Below are 25,172 nucleotides of genomic sequence, written 5' to 3' on the forward strand. Positions count from 1 at the left end.
CTCTTTGAAAATCCATATCTCAAAAGTACATTTTTAGAAGCTAAAAGCGAAATGCACTAAAGTACATAGTTTTAACTATTTTTGGGACCAATAAACTAGAGCGTCAAAACAATATAAAAGACGGAGTAAACCTTTTAAAGACAAAAGAAGAACGACTAGATTATTTAGAAACTCTAAAAATGAATCTTTTTCAATTACTAAAAAGAGGTTTTAATCCTTTTCAGAACAATAGTGCTCTTAAAAAAGAATTATTAAACACCAAAAAAATCGATGAACCAGAAATGGTGATTCCAACTCCTGAAATGGCTTCACAAGTCATTAAACCTAAAATCGAAGTTCCTGAAATTTCTATTCCTCAAGAAATGACAATTCGAGAAGCGTTTGATTTTGGATTAAAAATTAAAGCCAAAGTCATAAACAAAACTTCTTATAGCGGATTACAAGGAAGGATCAACCGCTTTTTGAAATGGTTGGATTTAAACAATGGCTCTCAAAATGGTATTTCAACTTTAGACAAAAAAACCATCATCACTTACCTAAATTTGGTTTTAGAGAATACTAGTGCCCGTAATAGAAACAATACCCGTATCGATTTAAGTTCTTTGATTCAAGTACTGGTTGACAATGAAATCATAAAAGATAATATTGTAAAGTCTATCAATACATTAAATTCAAAGCCTGAACGAAACAAAACCTACTCTACCAATCAAGAGATCGATCTATTAAAATACTTGCACGAAAACGACGAAATTCTGCTTTTGTTTATACAGTTTATATACTATAATTTTTTAAGACCTGTAGAAGTTTGCAGACTTAAAGTAGGTGATTTGGACTTAGAAGGTAAAAAACTTTTTGTTAGAGCCAAAAACAAAGCTGTCAAGATTAAAATCATACCTCAAAAGCTAATCGATTTACTCCCTGATTTATCAAAAATGAATCCAGAACATTTACTATTTACCCCTACTCAAATTGGAGGAGAATGGGATGCGGAAGAAAAGAATAGAAGAGATCATTTCTCCAAACGATTCAAAACCGTAAAAGATCAGTTTAAATTAGGTAAAGATTATGGGCTTTATAGTTTTAGACACACCTCAATAACCAACTTATACAGAGAGCTAAACAAAAAATTGACTCCATTTGAAACCAAAAGTACTTTAATGCAAATTACGGGACATCAAACTATGGAAGCGCTTGAAAAGTATCTACGTGATATTGATGCTGCCTTACCTGAGGATTATTCACATTTGTTGAAATAAAAAAACAATGAAAAATTATATAATAAACTATAACGGAGAACATTTAGACGATGTACTCCAAAAAATTAATTTAATTTAAGGGATCCCATTGTCAGATATTAAAATTAAGGACTTAGTATTCAATCGTGTTGATGGAAAACCTATTCGAACAGGTTGTGGAGTTTATATATTTAAGAACTCAGAAAGAACATATTACATAGGTAATTGTGTTGCAAGGAATTTTATTGAGCGTATTCCTGCTCATTTTGACATCAGGCATGTTGGATGGTTTAATAGCTTATTGAAGGCAATAATTAAAAATAAAAATATTTTAATAAAGGATATGATCAGCTCTGAAATCAATTACGAATTAGAAAATTCAGCCCAATTTGCTTTTGATAATCTTAATTTAATTTTGATGAATTTTCCAACCTACAGCAAAGATCAAATTAATAATCTTGAAAAATTATTAGCGGAAAAACTCATTCCAATAAATAAAAGATTTAGAAGGTTAAAAAACAATACTATTCCCTTCACAGTGCAGAATTCCATATAAACTACCCAAACCCCTCCAACTTCTTTTTCCAACGCTCCCACAACGGGTTTTCTTTGGCCTGTAAGTCAAAGAACTTCTGTGTATGGTTGTGGTGTACTAAATGGCAAAGTTCATGGATAATTACATACTCAATGCAGCCTTTTGGCGTTTTGATTAATTCAGGGTTTAAGATAATCTTACCTTCTGGAGTACAACTGCCCCAACGGGTTTTCATTTCTTGAATATAAATACCTGTTGGCTCTACATTGTATTTTTTGAACTTTTCTATTATTGGTTCTGCAATGAGTTGAAATTTTTCTTTGGCTTTGATGCGATACCAATCATTTAGCAACTCTTTAGCTTTGTTTTTATTTTTGGTATTGATCTGAATGTAGCGTCCTTTGTAATGCACTTCATTCTTATTGTCTTCAATGATTTCAATACGATATTGCTTTCCTAAATAGAAATGAGATTCTCCAGTAACATATTTTTTGTCGTTGGGTTTTGGATGAAAGGTCAAAAAGAATTTGAGCTGCTTGATAATCCAAGGCGCACGCTTTCTAACTTTAGCTTCTATCAATTCTAAAGACGTATCCTCAGGTGCTTTTACAACGATCCCCATATCTGGATTGACTATAATACCTAATGTCTTACGTTTTGTATACAAAATGGTATACACTATTTCCTTAGAACCAAAATTAAGGGTATACAACATGATTATTTATAATTTAACTTAGCAATCTCAATACATTTCTCTGCCATTTCATCGGCTTTTTCTATTGAAATATGCAATTCGTCAATTAAAAATTCCCCAATATAAAAGGTCATTTTTCTAATAATATCTGGTTTTGTGCTCCAATCTACAATCGAATATTGTTTGATAATCTGATCTACTTCCACAGCAAACGGAATAGTATAATCATCCGAAATAAAATCATTTGCTTTTGCCAGGCGATAAAACGGAATCGCTTTGTCATTTTGTGAAATAGCTTCTGGAATATCATCCGACTTTTTACTGATCGCCTGTTCTCTTAATTCCTTCAATCTATTGATCGCTACAACATCCGAAATACGTAATGCACGCAAGTCAGAAATAGTTTCTCGAATCAACTCAGATAGTTTTTTGTAAAAAATTGGATCTTCATCCATTCGCTCCGAAATATGTTTTGCTGTTCTGCTCGCAATCGTTTCTGCTTTGGCACGTGTACCAACTACTTTTTCGAGTTCTTTTTCGAATGCTTTAGCATCCAAAATAGAAACTTGCTCCGTCAATCGAATCACCTCTTCGGTGGTTACATGTTGATCTAACAGTTTTTGCAATTGCTTTTCGTATTTCTTAAAATCAATTTTATCCGAATAGGTATTTATAATCGAAATTCTTAATTGTGCGTAAAACTTAAAATGTGTCTTATAAAGTTCTTTTGTTTTATCAGGTGTATTATTTTCAAAATCTATAGAAGAAAAAGCTAATTTTAAAATCTTGGCAAACTCCAAAAACTTTTGATAAAACTCTACTCGAATCGCTTCATCTGTTAATAAGGCTGCATAACTACTAATATCCCATTTATTAGCTACTTGCTTAAAAATAGCGTTTAGTTCGGTATGCAATTGCGGTAATTTTGCAATCTCTGTTTTAATATCGGTAAAAGTCCCTGCTAAATCATCGTCATCAAACTCGTTGAAATCCGAATAGGCATTCATCGCTTCGTCTAATTCTCCAATGATTCCTTCATAATCTACAATAAAACCATATTCTTTGCCCTGAGCCACACGGTTTACTCTCGCAATCGCTTGTAGTAAGGTATGGTCACGTAATTTTCGACAAACGTACATGACTACTACTCTTGGTTCGTCAAAACCCGTTAGCAACTTATCAATTACAATTAATAATTCTGGATAGTCTGTTTTTTTAAACTGACTGATTAATGTTTTATAAAAATCTTTTCCGTGTTTGACCTCCATTTGTCGCCAAAAAGCAACTACTTCATTGCTGGGTTCTCCATGAATATCGTCATTGCCCTCACGTGTATCGGGTGCAGACATAATTACTTCACTGGTCACTTTACCAATCAGGTCAAACGCCTTTTTGTATTTGACCGCTGTGGCTTTATCTGGTGTTACCACCATTCCTTTGAAACCACTTCGCTCCCCTGTTTTGTCTAATCCCCAGTTTTGGGTATAATGATCGGATATATCTCTTGCTATTTCGTCAATTCGTTGTTCTGTTTTCGAAATTAAATTAGCTCTACTAAATTTCTTTTTCAAATCGACCTTTTCATAATCGCTCAATGGTTCAGAAACACTATCAAAACCACGGTCTAATGCTTTTTGATTAACATCTTGAATGGCATGACGGCCTTCGTAAATAATGGGTACAATAGCACCATCTTCTACCGCTTGCAAAATAGTATAGGCATCAATGATTCCACCAAACTTTTGTGCGGTACTCTTTTCTTTTTTCATCAAAGGCGTTCCTGTAAAAGCTAGAAAACAGGCATTTGGCAACACCTTTTGCATTTTTACATTGAAGGTTCCGTATTGCGTTCTATGGCCTTCATCAATCAATACAAAAATATTTTCGCTTTCTAATGGAGTTGAACCCAATTGATTTACAGCTGCTTCAAATTTATTGACAATCGTAGTCACCACAGCATCACTTTTGCTCTGTAACAGTTCTACTAATTGGTTTCCTGTTTTGGCATTATGTACAGGCACTTCTACACTCCTAAAAGTATCTGTAATCTGCGTATCTAAATCTACTCTATCAGTAACTAGAATAATTTTAGGATTTCTGATAGTTAGGTAAATCTTTCTTGCCAACATGGCCATTGTGAGTGATTTTCCGCTTCCTTGGGTATGCCAAACCACGCCACCGTTTCGCTTTCCTCCTTCAGTTATCTGGATTCTTTTGATGATTTTATTAATGGCAAAAAATTGTTGGTAACGAGCAATTTTCTTTCGATTACCGCCTTCAAACAAAACAAAATCTTCAATTAAAGCCAACATTCGCTCTGGACGACAAAGAAAATACAAATAGCGATCTTGTTCACTTACAGCAATCTGCTCCTTTTCTTTAAGCTCAATAATGCGTTGCTCCCACTCTTTTCTGTTTTGGAATAATTTTGATTTTTGGGTAGCACTCAAAGGTTGATTTATTAAAGCTGAAATTATGCTTTCATTGGCATCGCTTTTCTCTTTCCACGAAGCCCAAAACTCTTCTTTGGTATCGGTTGTTGCATATTTGGCTTGCAAAGTAGCAATACTCAATAACAGTTGACTGTAAATATATAAATGTCGGATTCCATCTTCCTGTTGGTTTCGGGTATGTTGCGAAATCGCTTCGGTAATGGGATCTTTTATATCGGGGCGTTTGCATTCGATAATAGAAAGCGGAATACCATTGACAAACAAAACAATATCGGGACGGTAATGATCCTTGCTTCCTGTGCGCATCACACTAAATTCCTCGGTAACATGAAACACATTGTTCTCAATATTTTTCCAGTCAATATATTGCATGGTAAAACTCTTTTTGTCGCCATCAATACTTTGCTCCAAAGCTTTACCCAGCGTAATCATTTCGAAGATTTTCTTACTGGCAGCAATGTAACCTTCGTTCATAGGAATGTCTTTGAGTGCCTGAATACCGTTTTCGATATTAGCATCACTAAACAAAGCCATTTTTGTAGAACTGACTTGAATACTATTGATTTCGTTAAGCTGTTTTCTAAGAATAGGTTCCAAAATAACCGAAGCCGTTTTGTTGCCACGAAGATCATCTACCTCTTCTGGACTTAAATAAGTATAGCCTAACTTTTGCAACAGTTGCAAGGCTGGAATTTGTGATACTTGGTCTTCTTTGAATGATGGTGTACTCATTATTACTCTGCGTTTTTGGATTGATTGTACAACTCTCCTAATTCGTGTAATTTATCTCTGAGTAGTTTTTTATCAATTAATTTAGTGGTATACTCCGCTACTTTTGTTGGCGATAGCGAACGACTCATTGCAATTTCTACAATTTCATCGTCTTTACTTTTGCAAAGGATTATTCCAATACTTGGGTTTTCGTGAGGTTGCTTGTGCTCTCTGTCAAGTGCTTCCAAATAAAAATTCATTTTCCCTAAATATTCAGGTTTAAAATCAGTAATTTTTAATTCAAAAGCGACCAAGCACTGTAGAACTCTATGGTAAAATAACAAATCTATTTCGTAGTCTCTGTTGGCGACTTGCACTCTGTATTCTTCTCCAACAAAAGAAAAGTTGTTTCCAATTTCTAAAATAAATTTTTTCAGATTTCTAACTATTGATTTCTGTAAATCATTTTCGCTAAAATCATCCCCTAGTTCTAAAAATTCTAAGGAATAGATGTCTTTTAGATGCTCATTTACATTGGTTGGCAATTGTGTCGGCAGTGCCGACATATTTGTATTGCTTAGTGCAAAGCGTTCATAAAAACCACTTTCTATTTGTCTTCTTGTTTCCCGTTGACTCCATTTTTCTTTTGAAGCCATGACTAAGTAAAACAATTTTTCTTGTGGCAACTTACAAAGCATAATCTCTACTTTTATCCATTAATACAAAATACTTTCTCACTTCAATCATCTATTTATATTTAAATCAAAATAAAACCTACCTTTGCATTGCTCATTCTGCCATATTAGGAGAACTGAGTTTCGAGGCTCGTTACATCACGAAATGTAACGAGCCTTGCGGTTTTTATGCCTTGGCCGTTTCTTCCCGTCATCAAGACCTGTATCAATCTAATTTCTTTAATCTGAATTAAGTTAATCTTTGTTTTCTCTTAATCCTTCTCTTAATTCTTCTCTTAACTCTTCTCTTAATCCTTCTCTAACCTCTTCTCTTAATCCTTCTCTTAACTCTTCTCTTAACTCTTCTCTTAATTCTTCTCTTAACTCTTCTCTTAACTCTTCTCTTAACTCTCTTCCCTTAATTCTTCTCTTAACTCTTCTCTTAACTCTTCACTTAATCCTTCTCTTAAACTAGCATTAGATTAATATTAACTTAATTCCCATTTTGAATCTTTAAAATTACCTATGTTGTGTATTTTATCTTCTTTTCGTAATTCAGAAAGTAAATTCCCTACTTTATTCTTTTTTTGATTATCATTCATCCAATCAGGAAGTTTGTTCCAAAGTAAATCATCTATTTCTTTTCTACTCAAAATCTTATGTTGTTTTAATGCCTTTATAATAAGGTCTAAATAATACTGTTTATTAAAAGCTTTGTTTTTGGTATATGCTGCTTTTTCCCCTGTTTTCTCTGCTACCTTTAAACCAATGAAAAAATTAGGTTTTCTGCCTTCAATGAGTTTTTTGTTTTTTAGTAGTTTTTCTTCAAATGAAGTAAGTGGTATTTTTTTCTGAACTTTATCAAGCATCATTATTTCTTCTAAGGTCAATTCTTTATGATTAGCTAGTAAACGAGCATAATCCATATCGAGAATTTTACCTGAAATCACAACTTTTACTTTCTCCTCAGACAGATCGTAATCTGGCATCGGAAAATAACGTGCTCTTTGATAATTGAAAATTTTCTTAATTCCACCTCCTGCAGTATCTACCATTTTCAGGTTAAACATTGCAGTTGCTAAAAATCTATTTCGATAAAATTCTTCTGGAGCATCTTCAATAACTACTTTTTCTACACTTCCAGGAATAAAAGAACCTTGATTTGTAAAAATCAACTGGTCATCCATTTCTATTACATTAATTCTTGCATTTTTTGTATAATCTTGATGCGCAATACAATTGTTAATAGCTTCACGAATAGAGAAAGGCTCATATTTTGCAACTTCAGCAGGAAAAATTGTCCCCTCTTGCATATATCGGTATTTGATATTTCTAATTTTTGCAAAAACTTTTTCAACTGATAAAATTAAAGGAAGTCCAAAAATATCATAATCAATGTCAATACCATTATTATCAATCAGTTTCCAACGAATTTTTCCTTCTGCTGGATTAAGAAAATGTTCAGATTCGTCCTTTCCTAACAAAATTAGAGCTGTTCGAGTTATTTTACCTTTGATAGTAACTTTAGCTTTATTCAAGAAGGTTATTGTATTCCAACCCTCCATATCTTCTGCATTTTCTGGAAATTTATTTTTATAATTTTTTCTTGCTAAAGCAATGGCATCGTCGTCTAAATCTTCTATTGACGCCTCAGTAACTATAACTGCACTCCAATCTTCTTTAATTGATTGCGCTCTTATGCGTTCAATTTTTTCAATATTTAATGGCGCTAACTCTTCGCCTTCTCGTGCATAATAATGGCCATCAAAAGCAACTGGGATTCCTTTTGGTGCAGCAGGTATTTGAAACATAAGTACCCTACTATTTGATTTGAAAATTTCATGAATTTCTATGAATGAAATAGCGTTCGTTGTTTTTTTTGCTATTTCACCTTTTAGACTATCTAAATCTTTACGATGAATACGGAATTGTGAGCCTACAATCGAATGCTTTTTATCTTCGACACCAAAAATGAGCCAAGAAAAAGCTTTTCCTTTCAAGTTTGCCTCATTAGATAATGCTGAAAAATATTTGCCTAACTTAGAAAAATCATAGTTTTTACTAGCTTCTTTAAACTCTACAACTTCGTTTTCTGCTGTTAGATTGCAAAGATTTTCTAAAACAGCATGTAATTGTTCTTCTGTCATAACTTTTATTTTAATACACCAACCTTTTCTTCCCAGTCAACAACACCTGCATTAACCCTTTTTTCTGGTCTTTGAGTTGTTGTAATTTCTTTTTTAATAATTGTATATCTTCATCGGCACATTGTAAAATATTGGCAATGGCGGTTTGTTCTTCGATTGACGGAACTTTAATTTCTAATTTAAGAAAGTCCTTTTTACTCATTACTCTGTTTCTACCTGCTCCACCAGGAGAAATTAAATCCAACATACTTTTAAACTTACTTCCAAGAATAAAAAATTTAAAATATAGAAAAACTGCACTTTTAAAATTAAAAGTATACGTTGGAAATCTATGAGATACCAAACCTCCTTCATCCTTTTTCGAAGCTATTGCAACGGCTTGTTCCCATGCAAAAGTTATATTTATAACTAAATCATTTTCTTTAACTACATATAATTTATCCATTGCGATTGCTTTTGGATCAAAATCAATTTTATGAAAAACGCCTTTTCCGTGACTTCTCAATCCTAATGCTAAAAATGGTGTTAATGGTTTATCAACTTCTCTTGGCGTGTAAATTAATAAATCACCTAATTTTTTAACTTCCCAATTTTTAGTAAACCCTTTCAATCTTTTTTTACCAGAAAGCAATTGTTGCATTAGGGCTTTTTTACGCAATTCTTTTTGCGCAATGATTTGGGTTTGGGTTGCAATGGCTTTGTCCCAAGTAGAAAGACAATTGGCAATGGCGGTTTGTTCTGGGAGTGGCGGGACTGGTAGCTTTAGTTTTGATAAATCTTTAGAATAAATATGAACTACAGAATTCCCTTGTCCTAGTACTCTTTTTTGTTTCTTAACAGAATCAATTTCTAAAATGTATGAAATACATTCTACATTTATTTCATCATTTGTATTTAGAATAATTACATCACCACCAGCAAATGCTTTTTTATCTCCTAAGTATGCAACTGCTTTTCCAATTTCCTCTACAGTTTCACCTGAACCTGCAAATAAAATATCTCCCTTTTTAATTTCTTTACTTTCCGATGCTACATTTTCATTTATAAATGACTTGAACTTTTTAATAATAAAATCGTGAGTTGTATATATTTCACCATATCGAATACAAGGAAAACCTGTTTCTGACAACTGGTCTTTTGTAATTCCTTTCCCTTTAGAGAAACTTCCTAATTCACCTAAACACTTCACTTCCCAATCCTCAGGAATTAAACCTAAAGGGGAGTTTTTGTATTGGGTTTTATTTTGAGTTACGTTCATTATTCTTCTTTCTTTTTGGGAGTTGCAATTTTCTTTTTCTCGCTATTCTCAATTTTCTTAATACTGCCTTCTACTGGTAGGTTTTCGGGCATGGTACCACCTAATTCTTGAATGGTTTTTCGAACTTTTTTACCCACTTCAAAATGGGTTTTATTGGCAGTGGTTTTCCCTTTTACATTATCACGTAGTAGTTTCTCTTCTGTTTGCGTAGCTCGGAAGAGATTGGCTGCTAGTTCTGTACTACCCATGTGATCCAGAATTTGTTGGCTTTTTTTCAAGCCCTTTTTGGCATGAATATCCTTTGCCCCCAAACCTCCGTACAATCCCATATACCCATGATTTTGAAAAATGGCATAATCAAGAGGTTTGATTACTCCAGCATTTTTAGCGGCTTCTGCCAATTGTAAGTTGTGCTTTTTTAATTCATCCCGCAAAAACAAACGTTTTTCGTCTTCGGTAGAGAGACGGTTGTAATCGTCCATTTGCTTGATTTCCTGCAAACGAGTTTGAATCGCAAAATAGGTTTGTCCCTGTGCCACCACTTCTTTGGATGGATCTGCATTTTGAACAATGAGGTAACAGGCAAAACGAGAAAGTTTTACACTTTCCATTTTTCTCTCTGCACCAGAACCAATAGCAACCATCTCGAGGTAATCCTCGAAATGGTCTGCTATATTATATTGACTATTTTTACACGCTTCTTTAGCACGATCGACAACAGGAAGAAAATGTCTAAACTCAGAGTATTCAAGGATTTTAGATAATTTTCTTGCTCCCCAAAACTCATTTCCATTTTCATCAATTTCTTTTATTTGCTCAAAAATGGTATCATTTGTGCTTTTTAGCTCCTTTTTCATAATAAACTCTCCTTTAATCGATTAACACTTTTAAATACTCTTGCATCTGTAATTGCACCTCTTTCAACTCTGTTTCTAGTTTCCCTATTTCTAGTTGTACAGCATGAATGTCAATCGCTTCCTCTTCTTCAAACGTATCTACATAACGAGGAATATTCAAGTTATAATCATTTTCGATAATAGCCTCTACTGTGGCTACAAAACTGTATTTGTCTTCTGCAATTCCGCTTTTTAATTTTCCGTTATGAAAATCATCGTAGGTCGCTACAATTTTGGCAATGTCGCTGTCACGTAGTTTGTTTTGGTTTTTACCACTTTCAAAATGTTTGCTAGCATCTACAAACAAAACATCCGTATTTTTTCCTTTGTCTTTATTGAAAACCAAAATAGCTGCTGGAATCCCTGTTCCAAAAAACAAATTGGCAGGCAAACCAATTACGGCTTCCAACAAATTATCTTCAATGGTTTTTTGACGAATTTTACCTTCGCTACTTCCTCTAAACAAAACCCCGTGCGGAACTACAACACCTGCTTTTCCTGTTTCGTTCAAGGTTTCGATCATGTGACTGATAAAAGCCCAATCGCCTTTACTCTTAGAAGGCACACCACGCCAAAAACGGTTATAGACATCGCTCACCGCCATATCGGCTCCCCATTTATCTAATGAGAAAGGAGGATTGGCTACCACGGTATCAAATTTCATTAACGCATCGCCTTCTTTTAGTTTTGGGTTTCTAATGGTATCTCCCCAACGAATGGTTGCATTATCAAATCCATGCAAAAACATATTCATGACCGCCAAAGCCCAAGTGCTTCCGTTGGCTTCTTGCCCATAAAGCGAAAAGTTATTGCTTCCTACTTCACGACCTGCTTTTATCAACAACGAACCCGATCCGCAAGTAGGATCACAGATTCTTGCTCCTACTTTAGACCTAGTTAATTTGGCCAATAAAGTAGAAACTTCACTAGGCGTAAAAAATTCTCCTGCTTTTTTTCCTGCATCGCCTGCAAAGTTGGCAATAAGGTATTCGTAAGCATTCCCAATAACATCTTCACGCTCCAAATGCGACGGACTTAAATCGAGTTCGGCAAAATCACCTAACAAATGTTTCAGTCGAGTATTTTTGTCTTTTACATCACCAAGGTTGCTGCTGTTGAAATCGATGTTTCTAAAGATTCCGCTACCGTCCTCGCTGCTTAATTTCTCACGATTGGCTTCTTCCAAATCAGCCAAAGCAATATTGATTAATTCCCCAACATTGGCTTCGCTTCGATGCTCATATAAATAATCAAAACTGCAATGCTCAGGAACTTGAAAACGTTCCATTTTCAAAGCTCGGTCTGTTCTCGCTTCGTCACCATTGTATTTTTGCAAATAGTCATTTCGTTTTTCTTTGTTTACATCACTTATATATTTCAAAAACAACATGGTCAAAATGTAATCTTTGTATTGTGAAGGATCAATAATACCTCTAAAGGTATCACAGGCTTTCCAAACGGTTTGGTTAATCTCTTTTTGATTTATTTTGGCACTCATGTTATTGTATTGATTTGTATGTTAGTTCGTTTAAATATTCTTGTTTCAATTGCATTATTTGCTGTTGTAGCTTTCTTTCCTGTATTTGTAAATTTGAAAACTCTAAAATAGAATTTTGTTTTGACAAAGAAGGTATTGGAATTTCTATTTGTTCTAATGTCGATTTGCTAATAGAGCTAATTGCTGTTCCTCTAGCAAAAGTAGTCAGGAGTAATTGTGTTTTGGTATGATTAAGAAACCATACAACATACTCTGGAAGTACATTTTTTGCCTGAACCTGCAACACTAAAAATGTAGATGAAGCTACGGCAGGCTCATAGGTTCCGTCGTAAAGCACAGCAAAAAACTCTCGCCCTTTGGCAGCAAAAAGAACATCTCCTTTGTTCAAAAAATGTCGACTTAAAGTAGTGGCTTTACTCAAAACAGGACTAAGGTTTGTAACCCACTTTTTATCTGAATCAAAGTCTGTTGACTGGATATAATAGAGGTCTGGATTTGTATCGCCTTTGGCAAACACTCCCGATTTCATCCTTACTATATCAATTAGTTTGTAGCTCATAATTTCATTCAGTACACCGTATACTTAATTTTTTTTGTAAAGTTAATGAATTTTAATTAAGTTTGACATAGAAACTGGAGTATGTTTCGTACTAAAAAACATTCACAACATAGGTGTAAAAGCAAAGAGGCTGCCTAACTAGACCGCCTCTTTATTGAATTTGATTTACAATACCAACTGCTAAACTTAGCAGAATAGACAGTTCTTAATCTGTAACTACCGAAAACCCTTTGGCTATTAAGGCATTCTTATCTATAATCCCCTGTCCCGTTGGAGGTGCTTTTGGGTTTTGACTATATAGATAAATAGCTTTTGCAGACAAAGCCGCAAATGTAATTGTATTATTGAAACTACTCAATAATTTATTCACTTCTAAAGTCGTTAGAGAATTCCCCGTTAACAACACAAAATTTGCCGCATTGACATAAGTTAAATTAGGAATTTTTATATTCACTAATTTACTGTTGTTCATTACCGCAATATCACCATTTACAGCATTGAGCGATGGTAATTCAAGAGACACTAAAGAATTTCCTGTAATTGAAATACTACCACTAGTAGTCAGTAAAGGTACCGTAAGAGATGTAAGTAAAGAAAGCCCACTAAGACTTAAATTACCAGACTTTAATTGAGGTAGACTCAAAGTTGTTAAAGATGCACCACTTACTGAAATATTTCCAATACTAAGTAAAGGAGTTGACAACGTTGTTAATGAAGATAGGCTTGATACGTTTATGTCACCCGATTTTAACTGAGGTAGACTCAAAGTCGTTAAAGTCGCACCACTTATTGTAATATTTCCAATACTTAGTAGCGGAGCACTTAAAGAACTTAGAGCAGACATCCCTCCAAAAAGTTGTAGTGAACCATATTTTAATTGTGGCAAACTTAATGAAGTTATGATTGGACAATAATTTATACTTAAATAAGAGGAACTTATAAGATTATTGAGCGAAACTGATTGAAGTTTGCTTTCATTATTTATCGTCAGACTATTTATACTTTGTAATCCATTCAAGTTAACCGTAGTTAAGTCATAATTGTTATTTATATTTATTTCCCAGACAGAAGATAAAGTACTAAGATCTATAGCCGTTAATCCACTTGTGTATCCAACACTAATATGGTTGTATTTGTTCCTGCTTCCTGAGCTATTTGTGCTGCGGCTTGTTGATTCGTGAGGTTTCCTGTTATAAAGATGTGTGTTTTTCCCAGACTAGTTATAGTTCTATTGGCTCCATTGGTTCCGCTAGTTCCATCTGTACCATTAACCCCGTCTTTTCCTGCTACTCCCTCTTGTGTACATGACAATACACAAAACAGTACTGCAATTCCTAATATTATTTTCTTCATTGTTATATTTTAAATTTGAAAAATTATCTTTTTACCTAACAATTACAGTGTAATTTACATCTGTAGATTGACTTTTGTAATAAGCTACAGCAATGTCCTTAACAGCGTTTACTCGTTGTTTTTCAAGTCCTACTGCATCATTATATTGTTTCATTTGAAAATCCCATTCTTTCTTTTCCTCCGCCGTAATTTTTGACTCTACCGATTTTGCAATTGATTGTGCTTCTTTAAAACAAGGCGACGCTGGATCAACATCTAACAGCAAGTTTAGCGTTTCATTATACTCTTTCATAGCCATTGCATTTTTGGCCAACTGAATTTGCTTTGTACAATTTATTTTTTGGAAGCTTTTGTAAGCTTCAATTGCTTTTAGTTGAATTTGACTATAGCAGCTCGTCCCTTCGGGAACAGACATAAGCAAACCTATTGCTTGTTCAAATTGTTGTGTTTTGACCAAAGCATCTGATTTGTTGCTAATTTCAGCGCATTTCGACTCATAATAACTGATGATTTTGGTTTTACTTTTTTCTATAAAAGCTTTGAAAGCAGCATCGTTTGTACTTATTTGCACAATTGCATTGGTAATTGCTAATTCCTTAGTCCTCCCACTACCTTTAATCGTTTTACTAACTGTTGCAAACAAAATATTTCGTTCTATTTGCTTGACAAACAAACTCAAATCTGCACTTACAACCGTTATATTCTGCATTCCACCTTCGACCACGTTTGTTTCATTAATGGAAATTTTTGGATAAATAACAAAATTATTAGAATACCCTGAATCTGATACGCCCGCTGAAGTTACTATCTGAGCAATTTTTGTTTCTAATTTTGACAACTGAGATTCATTTAAATCTGTAAAATAGTCAGGCATAACAACTGACAGCGCTATCTGACCAATTTCATTTGTTGATTGTGCATTAGATGCAAAAGAGCAAAGCAATAAACTGAGTATAAAGTAATAATACTTCATCATTTAATTATTTAATAGTTATATAAATGGTATTGCTTTTAATATCTTTTGCAGGCTGTAACCCGATCCCTTTGAAGAACTTAAATAATTCTAAAGCAAATTTATTTGGATTGTAATTATTCCCTGTGGCTTGGTCTTTTAATGGGATTTTGACATCATCAAGAATCATTCTTAGGTCAGTTGTCCCTTGAATATGATAATTGTTTTTAAACGCATTTTTCTCCATCCACATTTCGATTTGATCTGATAATGGAAGACCATCGGAACCAATTTCGGAAGAAGTCTTGTATTGCGAACCTGCATCAAAACTAATATCTACTATCACAGATTTACCATTATTTACAATGTCTGTAAACTTGGCTTGCATGACATTCAAAAAATCCTCGACACAACTTTCAACCGCTTTAGAGGCTAATTTATTGAAATCATCGGTGTAAAATCTACCGCTTTCGCCTACTTTATTGGACAATGAATTCCCTGTTGACGCTTCATATCCCGTAAGAATAAGTTTTACCGAATTTCCGCCCTCTCCTTTTTCAGCAATAACTTCGGCTTGTACATAAACATCTGCACCTGACATTTGAATAATTTGTGATTTTATATCGGTTTGATTATCCGATGTAAATACATTGTTGTCTTTTGCTGCCTTTAGTTTTGCAATAAAATCTACAGTAGTAAAACTTCTACTATCAAAACCTTCCTTGATCTTTGTGATTGCAATTCGTTTGTTGGCATCAGCTTCCAAAATGGTTCGTAAATCCTCACCTTCTTTAGTATAAGGAATAACCATGATTTTGGGCTGTACAGTAGTGACCAATCCTCCGCTATTTGTTGCCGAATTTTGACCAAAACTTATGTTTGAATAACCAACTATGACAAAAAATACGATGTAATTAAGAAATTTTTTTTTCATGAAATATGTTTTAAAATCCAAACTTGCGGATTATATTATTTTGCTCTAAATCCTTTCGCAATGCGACCAAGTTGATTTTAATATCTACTGCCAAACTTTTTGAAACACCATTTTGTTTAGACAAAATACTCACTGGAATACTAGACATTACAAACGTTTTATATCTCATTTGAGAATAAAATTTATCAAAATAGGATTTGTTTTTCGCTAACTCTTCTGCTTCATTGGTTCCAACTAAAGCTGTTTTTTGTTCCGATTCAGGAAGCCCTCTGAATAAAATCACATTGAAAGCATTTCGTTCTGCATCACTGATTCCGTCTTGCTCTTTTTGTCCATTTCCTATTGCTCTCATGGTAATCGTTCCGCTGTTTCCTGATATGAAATTAACCTCAGACGTTGGTAGTGTTTTTTTACTACACCCCACAGAGCTAACTACTAGGATTGCAAATAATAAGCTACTTAATTTTTTATATGAAATCATTCGGATTACTTTATTAACAGTTTGCAGGTTAATTTCTCGGCAGCATTGAATCTCGCTAAAATTTCTTTACCTCCATCTAAAACGGTACACTCAGAAAAATCAGCACCAGCGATTTTATTAATTTTGAGCTCTCCAATTTGCGACGGATAAGGTTTACCATCTATCATTTCGTTTTTCTCCACAATAAATTTATCACCTTCTTTTAGGCCTAATTCCGTACCCCCAGAAATTAAAACTGTCGATGCGGACTCTTTTTTTGAAGTAAGGACTCTGCTTATCTTTGTTTTAACTGGAAACGTTTTGGTGAAATAACTAGTTAATTTCGGCTCAATTGACTTTAATGCCTCATTCACTGCACTTTCAGGAGAAAGCATCAAAGGACTTACTTCTGTTTGAAAACTTTCTGCTTCGGTGGTTTTCCCACTTTCCACTTCATTGACTTTTAAAGTAAAGGCCACACTAGATTTATAGCCATTTACACTACCATCAGAATTTTTCATAGCATATACACTCATCTTCAAAATATTACCAACAATCATGCTTTCTGCTGCAAGAGCAACATCTTGTTTGGCTGTATTTTTGGTATCAAGAAATGCTTCTGATTTTTGAAATTCCAATTCTTGTTTGACTTTGTCATAACTAGTTCTGTCAACAACGGTAAAACGTTTTGTGTTAGTGACAATTTGAACTACTTTCTCTGCAACGGCAGTGGCATATTTTGAATTCACTTCTGAAGTAAATTCTGCAACTCCAACAACGGGTTTTGTATCTATTTGTGAATAGCCAACTAGGCTATTCACGAAACAGAATACAACTAAAATAAAATTCTTCATTTTATAAATTATTAGAAGATTTCATAGTTGCAATTAAATTATTGATAACTTTTAGGTTAAGACTTAATTCAGGTAGCACTAAAGACATAACATCTTTTGAAAAATTTAATGATTTAGTTCCTTTTGGAAGCTGCATCATCCCAGCACTTTTTAAATCTGTTGCAGCTGAACTTACAGAAGCTGTAGCAGCAGTTACCGCAGTGATTTGTGACGCAATATTCACACCTACTGTCGCAAGTTCTTCTAGACTTGGTTTCTTAACCGTTACATCTGCAACTCCATCAACCGACTCCCCAATTGTTCTTTTGTACATTTCAGGAACTATAGTATTAATTTCTTTTGTAGAAAGTAACATTTTTGATGAACTTGCAGCTAAATCATCTACACTAGAAATACCAGAAGTTTTTGGTTCACTTAATTTCTCGAATTTAATTTTGCGTTCTTCAGCATCTTTAGATCTCATTTCAGATTTTAATACTTCTAATTCTGCTTTCAATTCGTCCTTTGTTTTTTCTTGTGCAAAAACATTTTGTTGCATTACTAAAATTAAACCAAGACAAATAACCGATCTGAAAATTGTTGTTTTAAACATTATCATTAATTTTATATTTTTCTTACTCTTATGGATTTTCAGGTACTCCCCGTTTTTATTTTTGTGGTTTCTGGACTCCACAGGATTCTATTTAAAAGTTGTTTCAAATAAATATTGTCCAAACATACTACCATAAAAAACACCGTCATTACGGGAAACCGTAACGAGGTTAAAAAACTAAATAATATTATTATTCCTATTTATTAAAGAACTGATTTATTGATTGTTCTGTAATTGTAATTTGACAAAAGAGTGATGCTTTTTTTAGGCTTAGAGTAAAAAAACAAATTAAACAAAGATTTGTTTTGCTATTTTGATGAAAGCAGGTAAAGTTCAAATTTGAAAAAAAGGGATTTACTAGCAATAAATTTACAATTTTCAACTCTTGAAATTTATTTTCTTGTTTGGGTCATTAACATCAATTAAAATTGATTAATTTAGCTTAAAATTTTAATATTAATCAGTACACGATTTCGTACACACTTTTGATATATATCTAGTAAAACAAGGATATTTTCGATAATTTTTAAGAACTTTTATCGAATTCATAACCCTGAGGTCACGAGTTCAAATCTCGTTCTCGCTACGGAAATAAACCCTTAAACAACAATTGTTTAAGGGTTTTTTATTGCGATAAAGTCTGCTGAAAACTGGTATGTTCTGCTTTTTAAAATTATGAAAGCTTTTAAATTATTCACAAGATCATTCACCGCGGCGAACTCAATACATAAATAAACCCTTAAACAGTAACTATTTAAGGGTTTATTATTATAATTAAGTGTCCTAAAAACTGCAATATTCAGCTATTTTAAATCTTTTAAAGCACTTAAATACTTCACATGATCATTTGCCACGGCGATCTCACTACAATCTTTTTTAGATAGGATATTTTTAGCAATTTGAAATTCACTTGTGCAAATTTACCACAAACTATATCTTCTTTCCTTTACTCACCTGTATGTCATCACCTATCCTACAATTATTTTGTACCATTATTAAAATTCTATAAATCAATCAAAGAATTATATAACAAAATAACAGTGTAACCATTGCAACTTTGTAGTATGCTGAATTGTACCATAGCTAAGACACGAAATTGCTCAAAACTGATTTGTAGCTTACAAAATAAAAAACCACATTATGAAAACACTATCTATAACTTCAAGTAAAATTGCCACAATGTTTCAAGACATAAAATTACAGTTAGGCGGAAAACTAGTGGCCAATTCTAAAGAATACAGATTAGAAATTGACAATGAAGTTGCCAAAGGTACCATATCGGGCATTTGTGTTGAGAGTGCTATTTCCTATTTGGAATTTGATATTGTTTTTCATCACGATCTTTCGGTTGTACATCAACCAGACCAATCTGGTTTTATTCATTTTGGCTATTGCTCGAAAGGACAGATAATACAAAACTTAGGAACCAGTAGCAAGCGAACTGTATTGGGTCAGTTTCAAACAGGTATTTACTCCAGTTCTATCAAGAAAAGTAGTTTTTTAGGTTTCGAAAAGAAAGAAAATATTAAAGTCTCCATTATAACTGTTGATGTTTTATCTGTATCGGATACTGAATTTAGATCTCAATTGAGAAAAACATTCTTTAACAAACCAGAAAGCACTGATTTTTTATACATTGGTTCTTTAAATTTAAAAATCTTCGACAAGATTCAATATTTAAGTACTATTAGTCAAAATGGATTGGTGCGTAGTCTATTAACCAACAGCACAATTTACCACATATTGGCACTAGAAATTGAGCAGCACAAAATGGATTTATTGAATTCAGAAATAGCTGCCAATCAATTAACACAATCAGAAATGGAAGCAGTCAAAGTGTTGTCTGACTATATTTCAAATAACCCTGAGATGCCGTATAGTCTAAAGTATTTAACCAAAAAATCTGGTTTATCCCCGCTTAAATTACAAGAAGGTTTTAAAATTTTACACAATAGAACCGTTACCGATTATATTAGAAATGTAAGAGTTGAGGTGGCCGAAAATTTAATCCGAACCTCGGAACTCAATATTTCTGAAATAGTATATACTGTTGGACTTACCAGTAGAAGTTATTTTTCTAAAATTTTTAAAGCAAAGTACAATTGTTGCCCAAAACACTATCAAAATAACTTAGCGGTGTCAGCCTAAAAATATTTAAAAAACGCTCTAAATTTAAATACTCTAAGGCGCAAGTAAGCGATGTAATTGTATTAATCACTTTTTTTACAATATTCAAGCATTAATCATGAGAAATAATCGACTTGCAATTATAGGGTCTGGCCCCACTTCCATCTACTTATTAAAGAAAATATCTGATAACATAGAGATCCTAAAGAAGGACATTAGCTGTATCACCATTTTTGAAAAAGGAGCCATCTTAGGTATGGGTATGCCATATAGTCCAGAGAATACAGACATACATAACCTTGCAAATATCAGCTCAAATGAAATTCCAGAACTCCCTCAAAGTTTTGGAGAATGGCTACGGCTTCAAGAAAGATCAGTATTAAAATCATGTAACATCGATGATAAGAAAATTGATGATAATGCATTTTATAGTCGATTAGCTTTGGGACAATACTTTCACTCACAATATAAGCTACTATTAAAAAAATTGAGAGCTGGAGGAATTGTAGTGAATGAACTAGCTAATCATGAGGTAATTGATATTATTGCTTATCAAGGTAAAAGCACGGTAGAAATTGAAGTAAAAAAAGATCATTTCTATACATTTTCGAGAGTAGTAATTGCTACCGGTCATAGTTGGACAGAAAAGGATCAACCATACAAAGGATACTACGCTAGCCCATGGCCGATTTCTAAATTATTAAGCAATAAAAAGTATTCCAATTTTAAAGTGGGTATCTTGGGCGCCTCATTAAGTGCTTTTGATGTGGTTACCACTCTTGCCCATCGTCATGGAGTCTTTATGGAGTCAGAAAAAGAATTGGTTTTTCGTCCCCACAAAAATTGTATGGATTTTAAAATTATTTTGCATTCATCTCAAGGTTGGCTTCCTAATTTACAGTATGAGCAAGAAAAATTAATCCGTGAAATTTATAGACATACTACTCGTGAGGAAATATTAAGCTTAGTCGATGATCATGGGTTTCTAAATATTGATGTATATTTTGACGCCATTTGTCGCCCTGCTCTTATTATTGCATTCGAAAAAGATAAAAAAAATGAATTAATAAAAGTACTAGAAGACCCTTTGATTCGATTTGAGGATTTTATTAATTTAATGACCAATAAGCGGAATTATATAGATTCCTTTCTTGGAATGCAGCGCGAAATGGAGTTTGTTTTGGAAGCATTAAAGAATAATGAACCCACACACTGGATGGAAACCCTAGACGATTTAATGTATTGTTTAAATTTTCACGTTGAATTGCTTCCGGCAGAAGATCATTTATATTTTAAAAAAATCATCAGACCATTTTTAATGAATGTCATTGCTGCAATGCCAATTGGCTCTGCAAAAATATTACTAGCCCTGTATGATGCTGATTGTATAGACCTGGTAACCGGCAAAGTAACTATCTTAGAAGGAAAGCCTGACGATAAAAAAACAAGTATTGAAATAAAAGGAAATAATGATATAGTGACCTCTACCTCATTTGACCTGTTTATAAATTGTAGTGGCCAAAATAATATTCCATTCGAAAATTACCCTTTTCCTTCCATGATTAATTTGGGTATAATTAGAAAATCACGAGCAAAATTCAAAACTCAACCCTCCATTATTGAAATAAAATCTCTAGCAAAGCCTGAGAATTTATTTTATGACCATCAAATGGCCTTTTTACATATTGATGGAATCGATATTGATGCTTCTTACAGAGTTGTTCGGCAGGATGGTAATATAGAAACTAAAATTCATGATCTGACATTTACTCATACCAGTGGTTGTAGGCCTTATTCATATGGCTTGCAAGCGTGCTGCGCTACAAGTACTATTTTAGTTGATTCATGGATTACACTGGGTGCAAATAAAAATAAAATAGACATCGATACCATCACCGAAATATATGAAAATGATATCGAATTGTAATCGAAGATCATTTCACTTTTATACTAGTCCTACTATTACACAATCGTAGGTTTCACCCTCTACTAAATACATAAATCACTATAAACCAATAATATTAAAAATATATTTTATTTTTTACGGATTAATTTTTTTACGGATTGAGTTACTTTATTCACATAAAAAAATAGAATTTCGTGAGACAATATAAGCACTAATACACAATTAAAATTGTTCTATTGTGAAACTTTTAAAACAACATTACCATGGCTAATGATAAAAAAACAAATTCTGAATCAAAAAAAATTAATGACCTAAAATCTTCTGAAAAAGAGTTTAAGGGTTCCGTAATGACTACCAATCAAGGATTGAAAGTTAATGACACAAATAATTCACTCAAATCTGGGGAAAGAGGTTCTACCTTACTAGAAGACTTTTTATTGCGTGAAAAAATTACCAGCTTTGATCATGAACGCATACCAGAACGCATTGTACATGCACGAGGAAGTGCCGCTCATGGCTATTTCGAATTATACGAAAGTATATCCCAGTATAGTAAAGCAGGGATTTTTACTGATGTGAATCGAAAAACTCCCGTTTTTGCACGATTCTCTACAGTTGCTGGATCCAAAGGTTCACCAGACCTAGCACGTGACGTACGAGGGTTTGCGGTAAAATTTTATACACAAGAAGGTACTTGGGACTTAGTAGGTAATAATATGCCTATCTTCTTTATTCAAGATGCTATGAAATTTCCTGATCTAATTCACTCAGTAAAACCTGAACCTAACAAAGAAATTCCACAAGCAGCCTCGGCACATGATACTTTTTATGATTTTGTTTCTCATGCGACTGAAACACTTCACAACCACATTTGGGTGATGAGCGATCGTGCAATTCCGCGTAGTCTTAGAATGATGGAGGGATTTGGAATTCATACTTTTCGATTCATTAATAGTAAAAACGAGTCTCACTTTGTACGTTTCCACTGGAAACCGAAATTAGGAGTTCATTCTATCACTTGGGATGAAGCCGTTAAAATTAATGGAGCCGATTCAGATTTTCATAGACGAGACTTATGGGATGCGATCGAAGCAGGACACTTTCCTGAATGGGAACTTGGAGTACAAATAATTCCTCAAGAGGATGAATTCAAATTTGAATTTGATTTATTAGACCCTACTAAGTTAATTCCCGAAGAAATGGTTCCAGTGAAAATTATTGGAAAGATGGTCTTGAATAAAAATCCTGAAAATTTCTTTGCAGAAACAGAACAAGTTGCTTTTTTACCTGGTCATATTGTACCTGGAATTGATTTCACCAACGATCCCCTACTTCAAGGGCGTTTATTTTCCTATCGCGATACCCAATTATCAAGATTAGGAGGTCCCAATTTTCATCAAATTCCGATTAATCGTCCTGTTGTTGACACACACAACAACCAACGTGATGGAATGATGCAAACAGAGATCCCAAAAGGGCAAACAGCTTATTTCCCAAATAGCTTGACTGGAGGTTGTCCCCATTTGGCAAAGATAGCCGAAGGTGGATTTCATTCTTATGAAGAGCGAATTGATGCTAAAAAAATAAGAACAAGAAGCGAAAGTTTCAATGATCATTTTTCTCAGCCTGCACTTTTCTATAGAAGTTTGGCAAAATGGGAACAGCAGCATGTAGCAGATGCTTACACATTTGAATTGGGGAAATGTAATCACGATCACATTAAAGAACGTATGCTTTGGCTCATTGCTGAAATTGATAGTACGTTAGCTAAAAAAGTTGCTGAAGGATTAGGCCTAGAAATCCCAACATCTATAGAGCAACCAGTAAATCAAGCCATTGGTGCAGATGAAGAAGTAAGCAAACATCAACCTCCAAAAAAGAAAAATTATCTTGATCAAGCGCCAACATTAAGCCAATCGAATACTAAGTTTGATAGTATCGCTACGAGACAAATTGCAGTAATAGTAGCTAATGGTTTTTCGATGAAAAATTTCAAAAAAATGAGCGATGCGCTAGAAAAAGAAGGTGCTATGATAAAATTGATCGCACCACATGGAGGAACAGTTAAATGTGATGAGGGCATGTCTCACAAAATAGACGCTGCAATCATTACTACCGAAAGTGTATTATTTGATGCCCTTTACATCCCTGGAGGTAAAGATGCTGTTGTTAAATTAATGACCGAAGCAAAGTTTATTAAATTCATTAACGAAACATTGAAACACTGTAAGGCCATTGCAGTTGATCAAGAAGGTGAGGATTTAATTGATAAAACATTTGCTATCAATTTTAAGAAAGATACAGCTGTTTTGATTAATAAAGAGCCAATTGACTTTATCAATGCCATTAAAAAACATCGTAATTGGGAACGAAGTGAACTTGTTAAAGATATTCCGGTTTAATGTACAATAAATTTAACTTGTTTTTTTAATAGCACTTTGACAGAGGCTTCAAGTAAACCCTATAATAATTAAATAGTATGGTACCCATTAAATACACAGAACAGATAGTTACAAAATTGCAAAATCTTCTGGAAGGAACCTACCAAGCTGAAAAAAGGTTTAAAGAGGCTGCAAATAGTACAGCAGATGGTTTTTTATCAGTTTATTATGAAAAGAAATCTATGGAAAGATCCGATTTTGCAAAGGAATTATATGTAGAGATGAATCACTTAGACATAAAATTGGGACATGCCCTAGAAGTAGATCTAGCCATAAACAAAGCTTATTTTAGCCTGAAGGAATTTTTCTCAGTAACTACTGAAGCAGTGACTTTACAGCAAATTATTAAATTAGAAAAAATCGCCTTAGATGAATACGAGAATGTACTTAAGGAAACTTCACTGCCGTTTATCACCTATGCTACCTTGTTAAAACAAAAAACTGCTATTGAAAGTGATATGATAGAGATTAAAATCCGAAATTGTATCTAGTAATATGATTGTCAATGGCAATCTATCTTCATACATGTATCCTATTTATAAGGTAATAATTCAAATAAAAAAAATAGTTATTCTTTTTGCATTTGCGTTAAAAACAAAATTAATAGTGTTAATTCATTACTTAAAATCGCCTTAAATTTGATTTATAACGGAGTAATTATCAACACTCTCTATAAATTTATACTTATTTATTAACTTAAAATTCAAAATTATGTTACGATGGACAGTCACATTTATCATCTTAGCTCTTATAGCGGGTGTATTAGGTTTTGGTGGTATTGCCGCTGGAGCAGCTAGTATAGCGAAGGTTTTATTCTTCATATTCTTGGTATTATTAGTGATTTCACTATTTACTGGAAGAAAGAACATCTAGTTAAAAACAAACAACAATTA

22 protein-coding genes are annotated in these 25,172 nt (G+C 33.5%); 7 read left to right on the plus strand and 15 right to left on the minus strand.

Features of this window, described 5'->3' with window-relative positions:
- Positions 1-179: 179 nt before the first annotated feature.
- A complete protein-coding gene (locus tag M2326_RS11190) occupies positions 180-1,256 on the plus strand; it encodes a tyrosine-type recombinase/integrase (RefSeq protein ID WP_264619647.1) in 1,077 nt (358 codons plus the stop codon).
- Positions 1,257-1,344: 88 nt separating this feature from the next.
- Entirely contained in the window at positions 1,345-1,791 is a 447-nt protein-coding gene (locus tag M2326_RS11195; RefSeq protein WP_264619648.1) for a hypothetical protein, read from the plus strand.
- A 1-nt stretch (position 1,792) separates the two neighbouring features.
- On the opposite strand, the gene M2326_RS11200 is transcribed toward M2326_RS11195, so the two are convergent.
- The 15 genes from M2326_RS11200 to M2326_RS11270 all read right to left on the minus strand — a co-directional run bounded on the left by M2326_RS11200 (position 1,793) and on the right by M2326_RS11270 (position 17,805).
- Positions 1,793-2,485 (minus strand): M48 family metallopeptidase, encoded by a 693-nt coding sequence (locus tag M2326_RS11200; RefSeq protein ID WP_264619649.1) that lies wholly within the window; start codon positions 2,483-2,485, stop codon positions 1,793-1,795.
- A gap of 2 nt (positions 2,486-2,487) precedes the next feature.
- Positions 2,488-5,649, minus strand: coding sequence for a type I restriction endonuclease subunit R (locus M2326_RS11205; protein WP_264619650.1), 3,162 nt, complete (start codon positions 5,647-5,649; stop codon positions 2,488-2,490).
- A 2-nt stretch (positions 5,650-5,651) separates the two neighbouring features.
- Positions 5,652-6,326, minus strand: coding sequence for a PDDEXK nuclease domain-containing protein (locus tag M2326_RS11210; RefSeq protein ID WP_264619651.1), 675 nt, complete (start codon positions 6,324-6,326; stop codon positions 5,652-5,654).
- A gap of 464 nt (positions 6,327-6,790) precedes the next feature.
- Positions 6,791-8,449 (minus strand): ATP-binding protein, encoded by a 1,659-nt coding sequence (locus tag M2326_RS11215; protein ID WP_264619652.1) that lies wholly within the window; start codon positions 8,447-8,449, stop codon positions 6,791-6,793.
- 10 nt (positions 8,450-8,459) lie between these two features.
- A complete protein-coding gene (locus M2326_RS11220; protein WP_264619653.1) occupies positions 8,460-9,707 on the minus strand; it encodes a restriction endonuclease subunit S in 1,248 nt (415 codons plus the stop codon).
- On the minus strand, positions 9,707-10,564 hold the full coding sequence (gene dinD, locus M2326_RS11225; protein ID WP_264619654.1) for a DNA damage-inducible protein D: 858 nt from the start codon (positions 10,562-10,564) through the stop codon (positions 9,707-9,709). Before dinD ends, M2326_RS11220 begins: the two co-directional genes overlap by 1 nt.
- Before the next feature lie 13 nt (positions 10,565-10,577).
- Positions 10,578-12,101: a type I restriction-modification system subunit M gene (locus M2326_RS11230; RefSeq protein ID WP_264619655.1), complete on the minus strand. Its 1,524-nt coding sequence runs from the start codon at positions 12,099-12,101 to the stop codon at positions 10,578-10,580.
- 1 nt (position 12,102) lies between these two features.
- The gene (locus M2326_RS11235; RefSeq protein WP_264619656.1) at positions 12,103-12,660 is read right to left on the minus strand and encodes a restriction endonuclease subunit S; all 558 of its coding nucleotides are present in this window, start codon (positions 12,658-12,660) and stop codon (positions 12,103-12,105) included.
- Positions 12,661-12,865: 205 nt separating this feature from the next.
- Positions 12,866-13,546, minus strand: a complete 681-nt coding sequence (locus M2326_RS11240; protein WP_264619657.1) for a hypothetical protein — start codon at positions 13,544-13,546, stop codon at positions 12,866-12,868.
- 209 nt (positions 13,547-13,755) lie between these two features.
- Entirely contained in the window at positions 13,756-14,013 is a 258-nt protein-coding gene (locus tag M2326_RS11245) for a hypothetical protein (RefSeq protein WP_264619658.1), read from the minus strand.
- Between the two features lie 31 nt (positions 14,014-14,044).
- A complete protein-coding gene (locus M2326_RS11250; protein WP_264619659.1) occupies positions 14,045-14,989 on the minus strand; it encodes a hypothetical protein in 945 nt (314 codons plus the stop codon).
- 4 nt (positions 14,990-14,993) lie between these two features.
- A complete protein-coding gene (locus M2326_RS11255; protein WP_264619660.1) occupies positions 14,994-15,899 on the minus strand; it encodes a DUF6175 family protein in 906 nt (301 codons plus the stop codon).
- A gap of 10 nt (positions 15,900-15,909) precedes the next feature.
- Positions 15,910-16,380: a hypothetical protein gene (locus M2326_RS11260; protein WP_264619661.1), complete on the minus strand. Its 471-nt coding sequence runs from the start codon at positions 16,378-16,380 to the stop codon at positions 15,910-15,912.
- Between the two features lie 5 nt (positions 16,381-16,385).
- Complete coding sequence (locus M2326_RS11265; RefSeq protein ID WP_264619662.1) at positions 16,386-17,213, minus strand: penicillin-binding protein activator LpoB; 828 nt, start codon at positions 17,211-17,213, stop codon at positions 16,386-16,388.
- Between the two features lies 1 nt (position 17,214).
- Positions 17,215-17,805 (minus strand): hypothetical protein, encoded by a 591-nt coding sequence (locus tag M2326_RS11270; protein ID WP_264619663.1) that lies wholly within the window; start codon positions 17,803-17,805, stop codon positions 17,215-17,217.
- A 1,140-nt stretch (positions 17,806-18,945) separates the two neighbouring features.
- On the opposite strand from M2326_RS11270, the gene M2326_RS11275 reads away from it, so the two are divergent.
- The 5 genes from M2326_RS11275 (at position 18,946) to M2326_RS11295 (ending at position 25,152) form a co-directional block, all read left to right on the plus strand.
- A complete protein-coding gene (locus M2326_RS11275; RefSeq protein ID WP_264619664.1) occupies positions 18,946-19,953 on the plus strand; it encodes an AraC family transcriptional regulator in 1,008 nt (335 codons plus the stop codon).
- Between the two features lie 97 nt (positions 19,954-20,050).
- A complete protein-coding gene (locus M2326_RS11280) occupies positions 20,051-21,859 on the plus strand; it encodes an FAD/NAD(P)-binding protein (protein ID WP_264619665.1) in 1,809 nt (602 codons plus the stop codon).
- Between the two features lie 242 nt (positions 21,860-22,101).
- Positions 22,102-24,240: a catalase gene (locus M2326_RS11285; protein WP_264619666.1), complete on the plus strand. Its 2,139-nt coding sequence runs from the start codon at positions 22,102-22,104 to the stop codon at positions 24,238-24,240.
- Positions 24,241-24,317: 77 nt separating this feature from the next.
- Positions 24,318-24,770 (plus strand): PA2169 family four-helix-bundle protein, encoded by a 453-nt coding sequence (locus M2326_RS11290; protein ID WP_264619667.1) that lies wholly within the window; start codon positions 24,318-24,320, stop codon positions 24,768-24,770.
- Between the two features lie 220 nt (positions 24,771-24,990).
- On the plus strand, positions 24,991-25,152 hold the full coding sequence (locus tag M2326_RS11295) for a DUF1328 domain-containing protein (RefSeq protein WP_264619668.1): 162 nt from the start codon (positions 24,991-24,993) through the stop codon (positions 25,150-25,152).
- Positions 25,153-25,172 lie beyond the last annotated feature (20 nt).

The organism is Flavobacterium psychraerolatum, from assembly GCF_025960985.1.
Lineage (GTDB): Bacteria > Bacteroidota > Bacteroidia > Flavobacteriales > Flavobacteriaceae > Flavobacterium.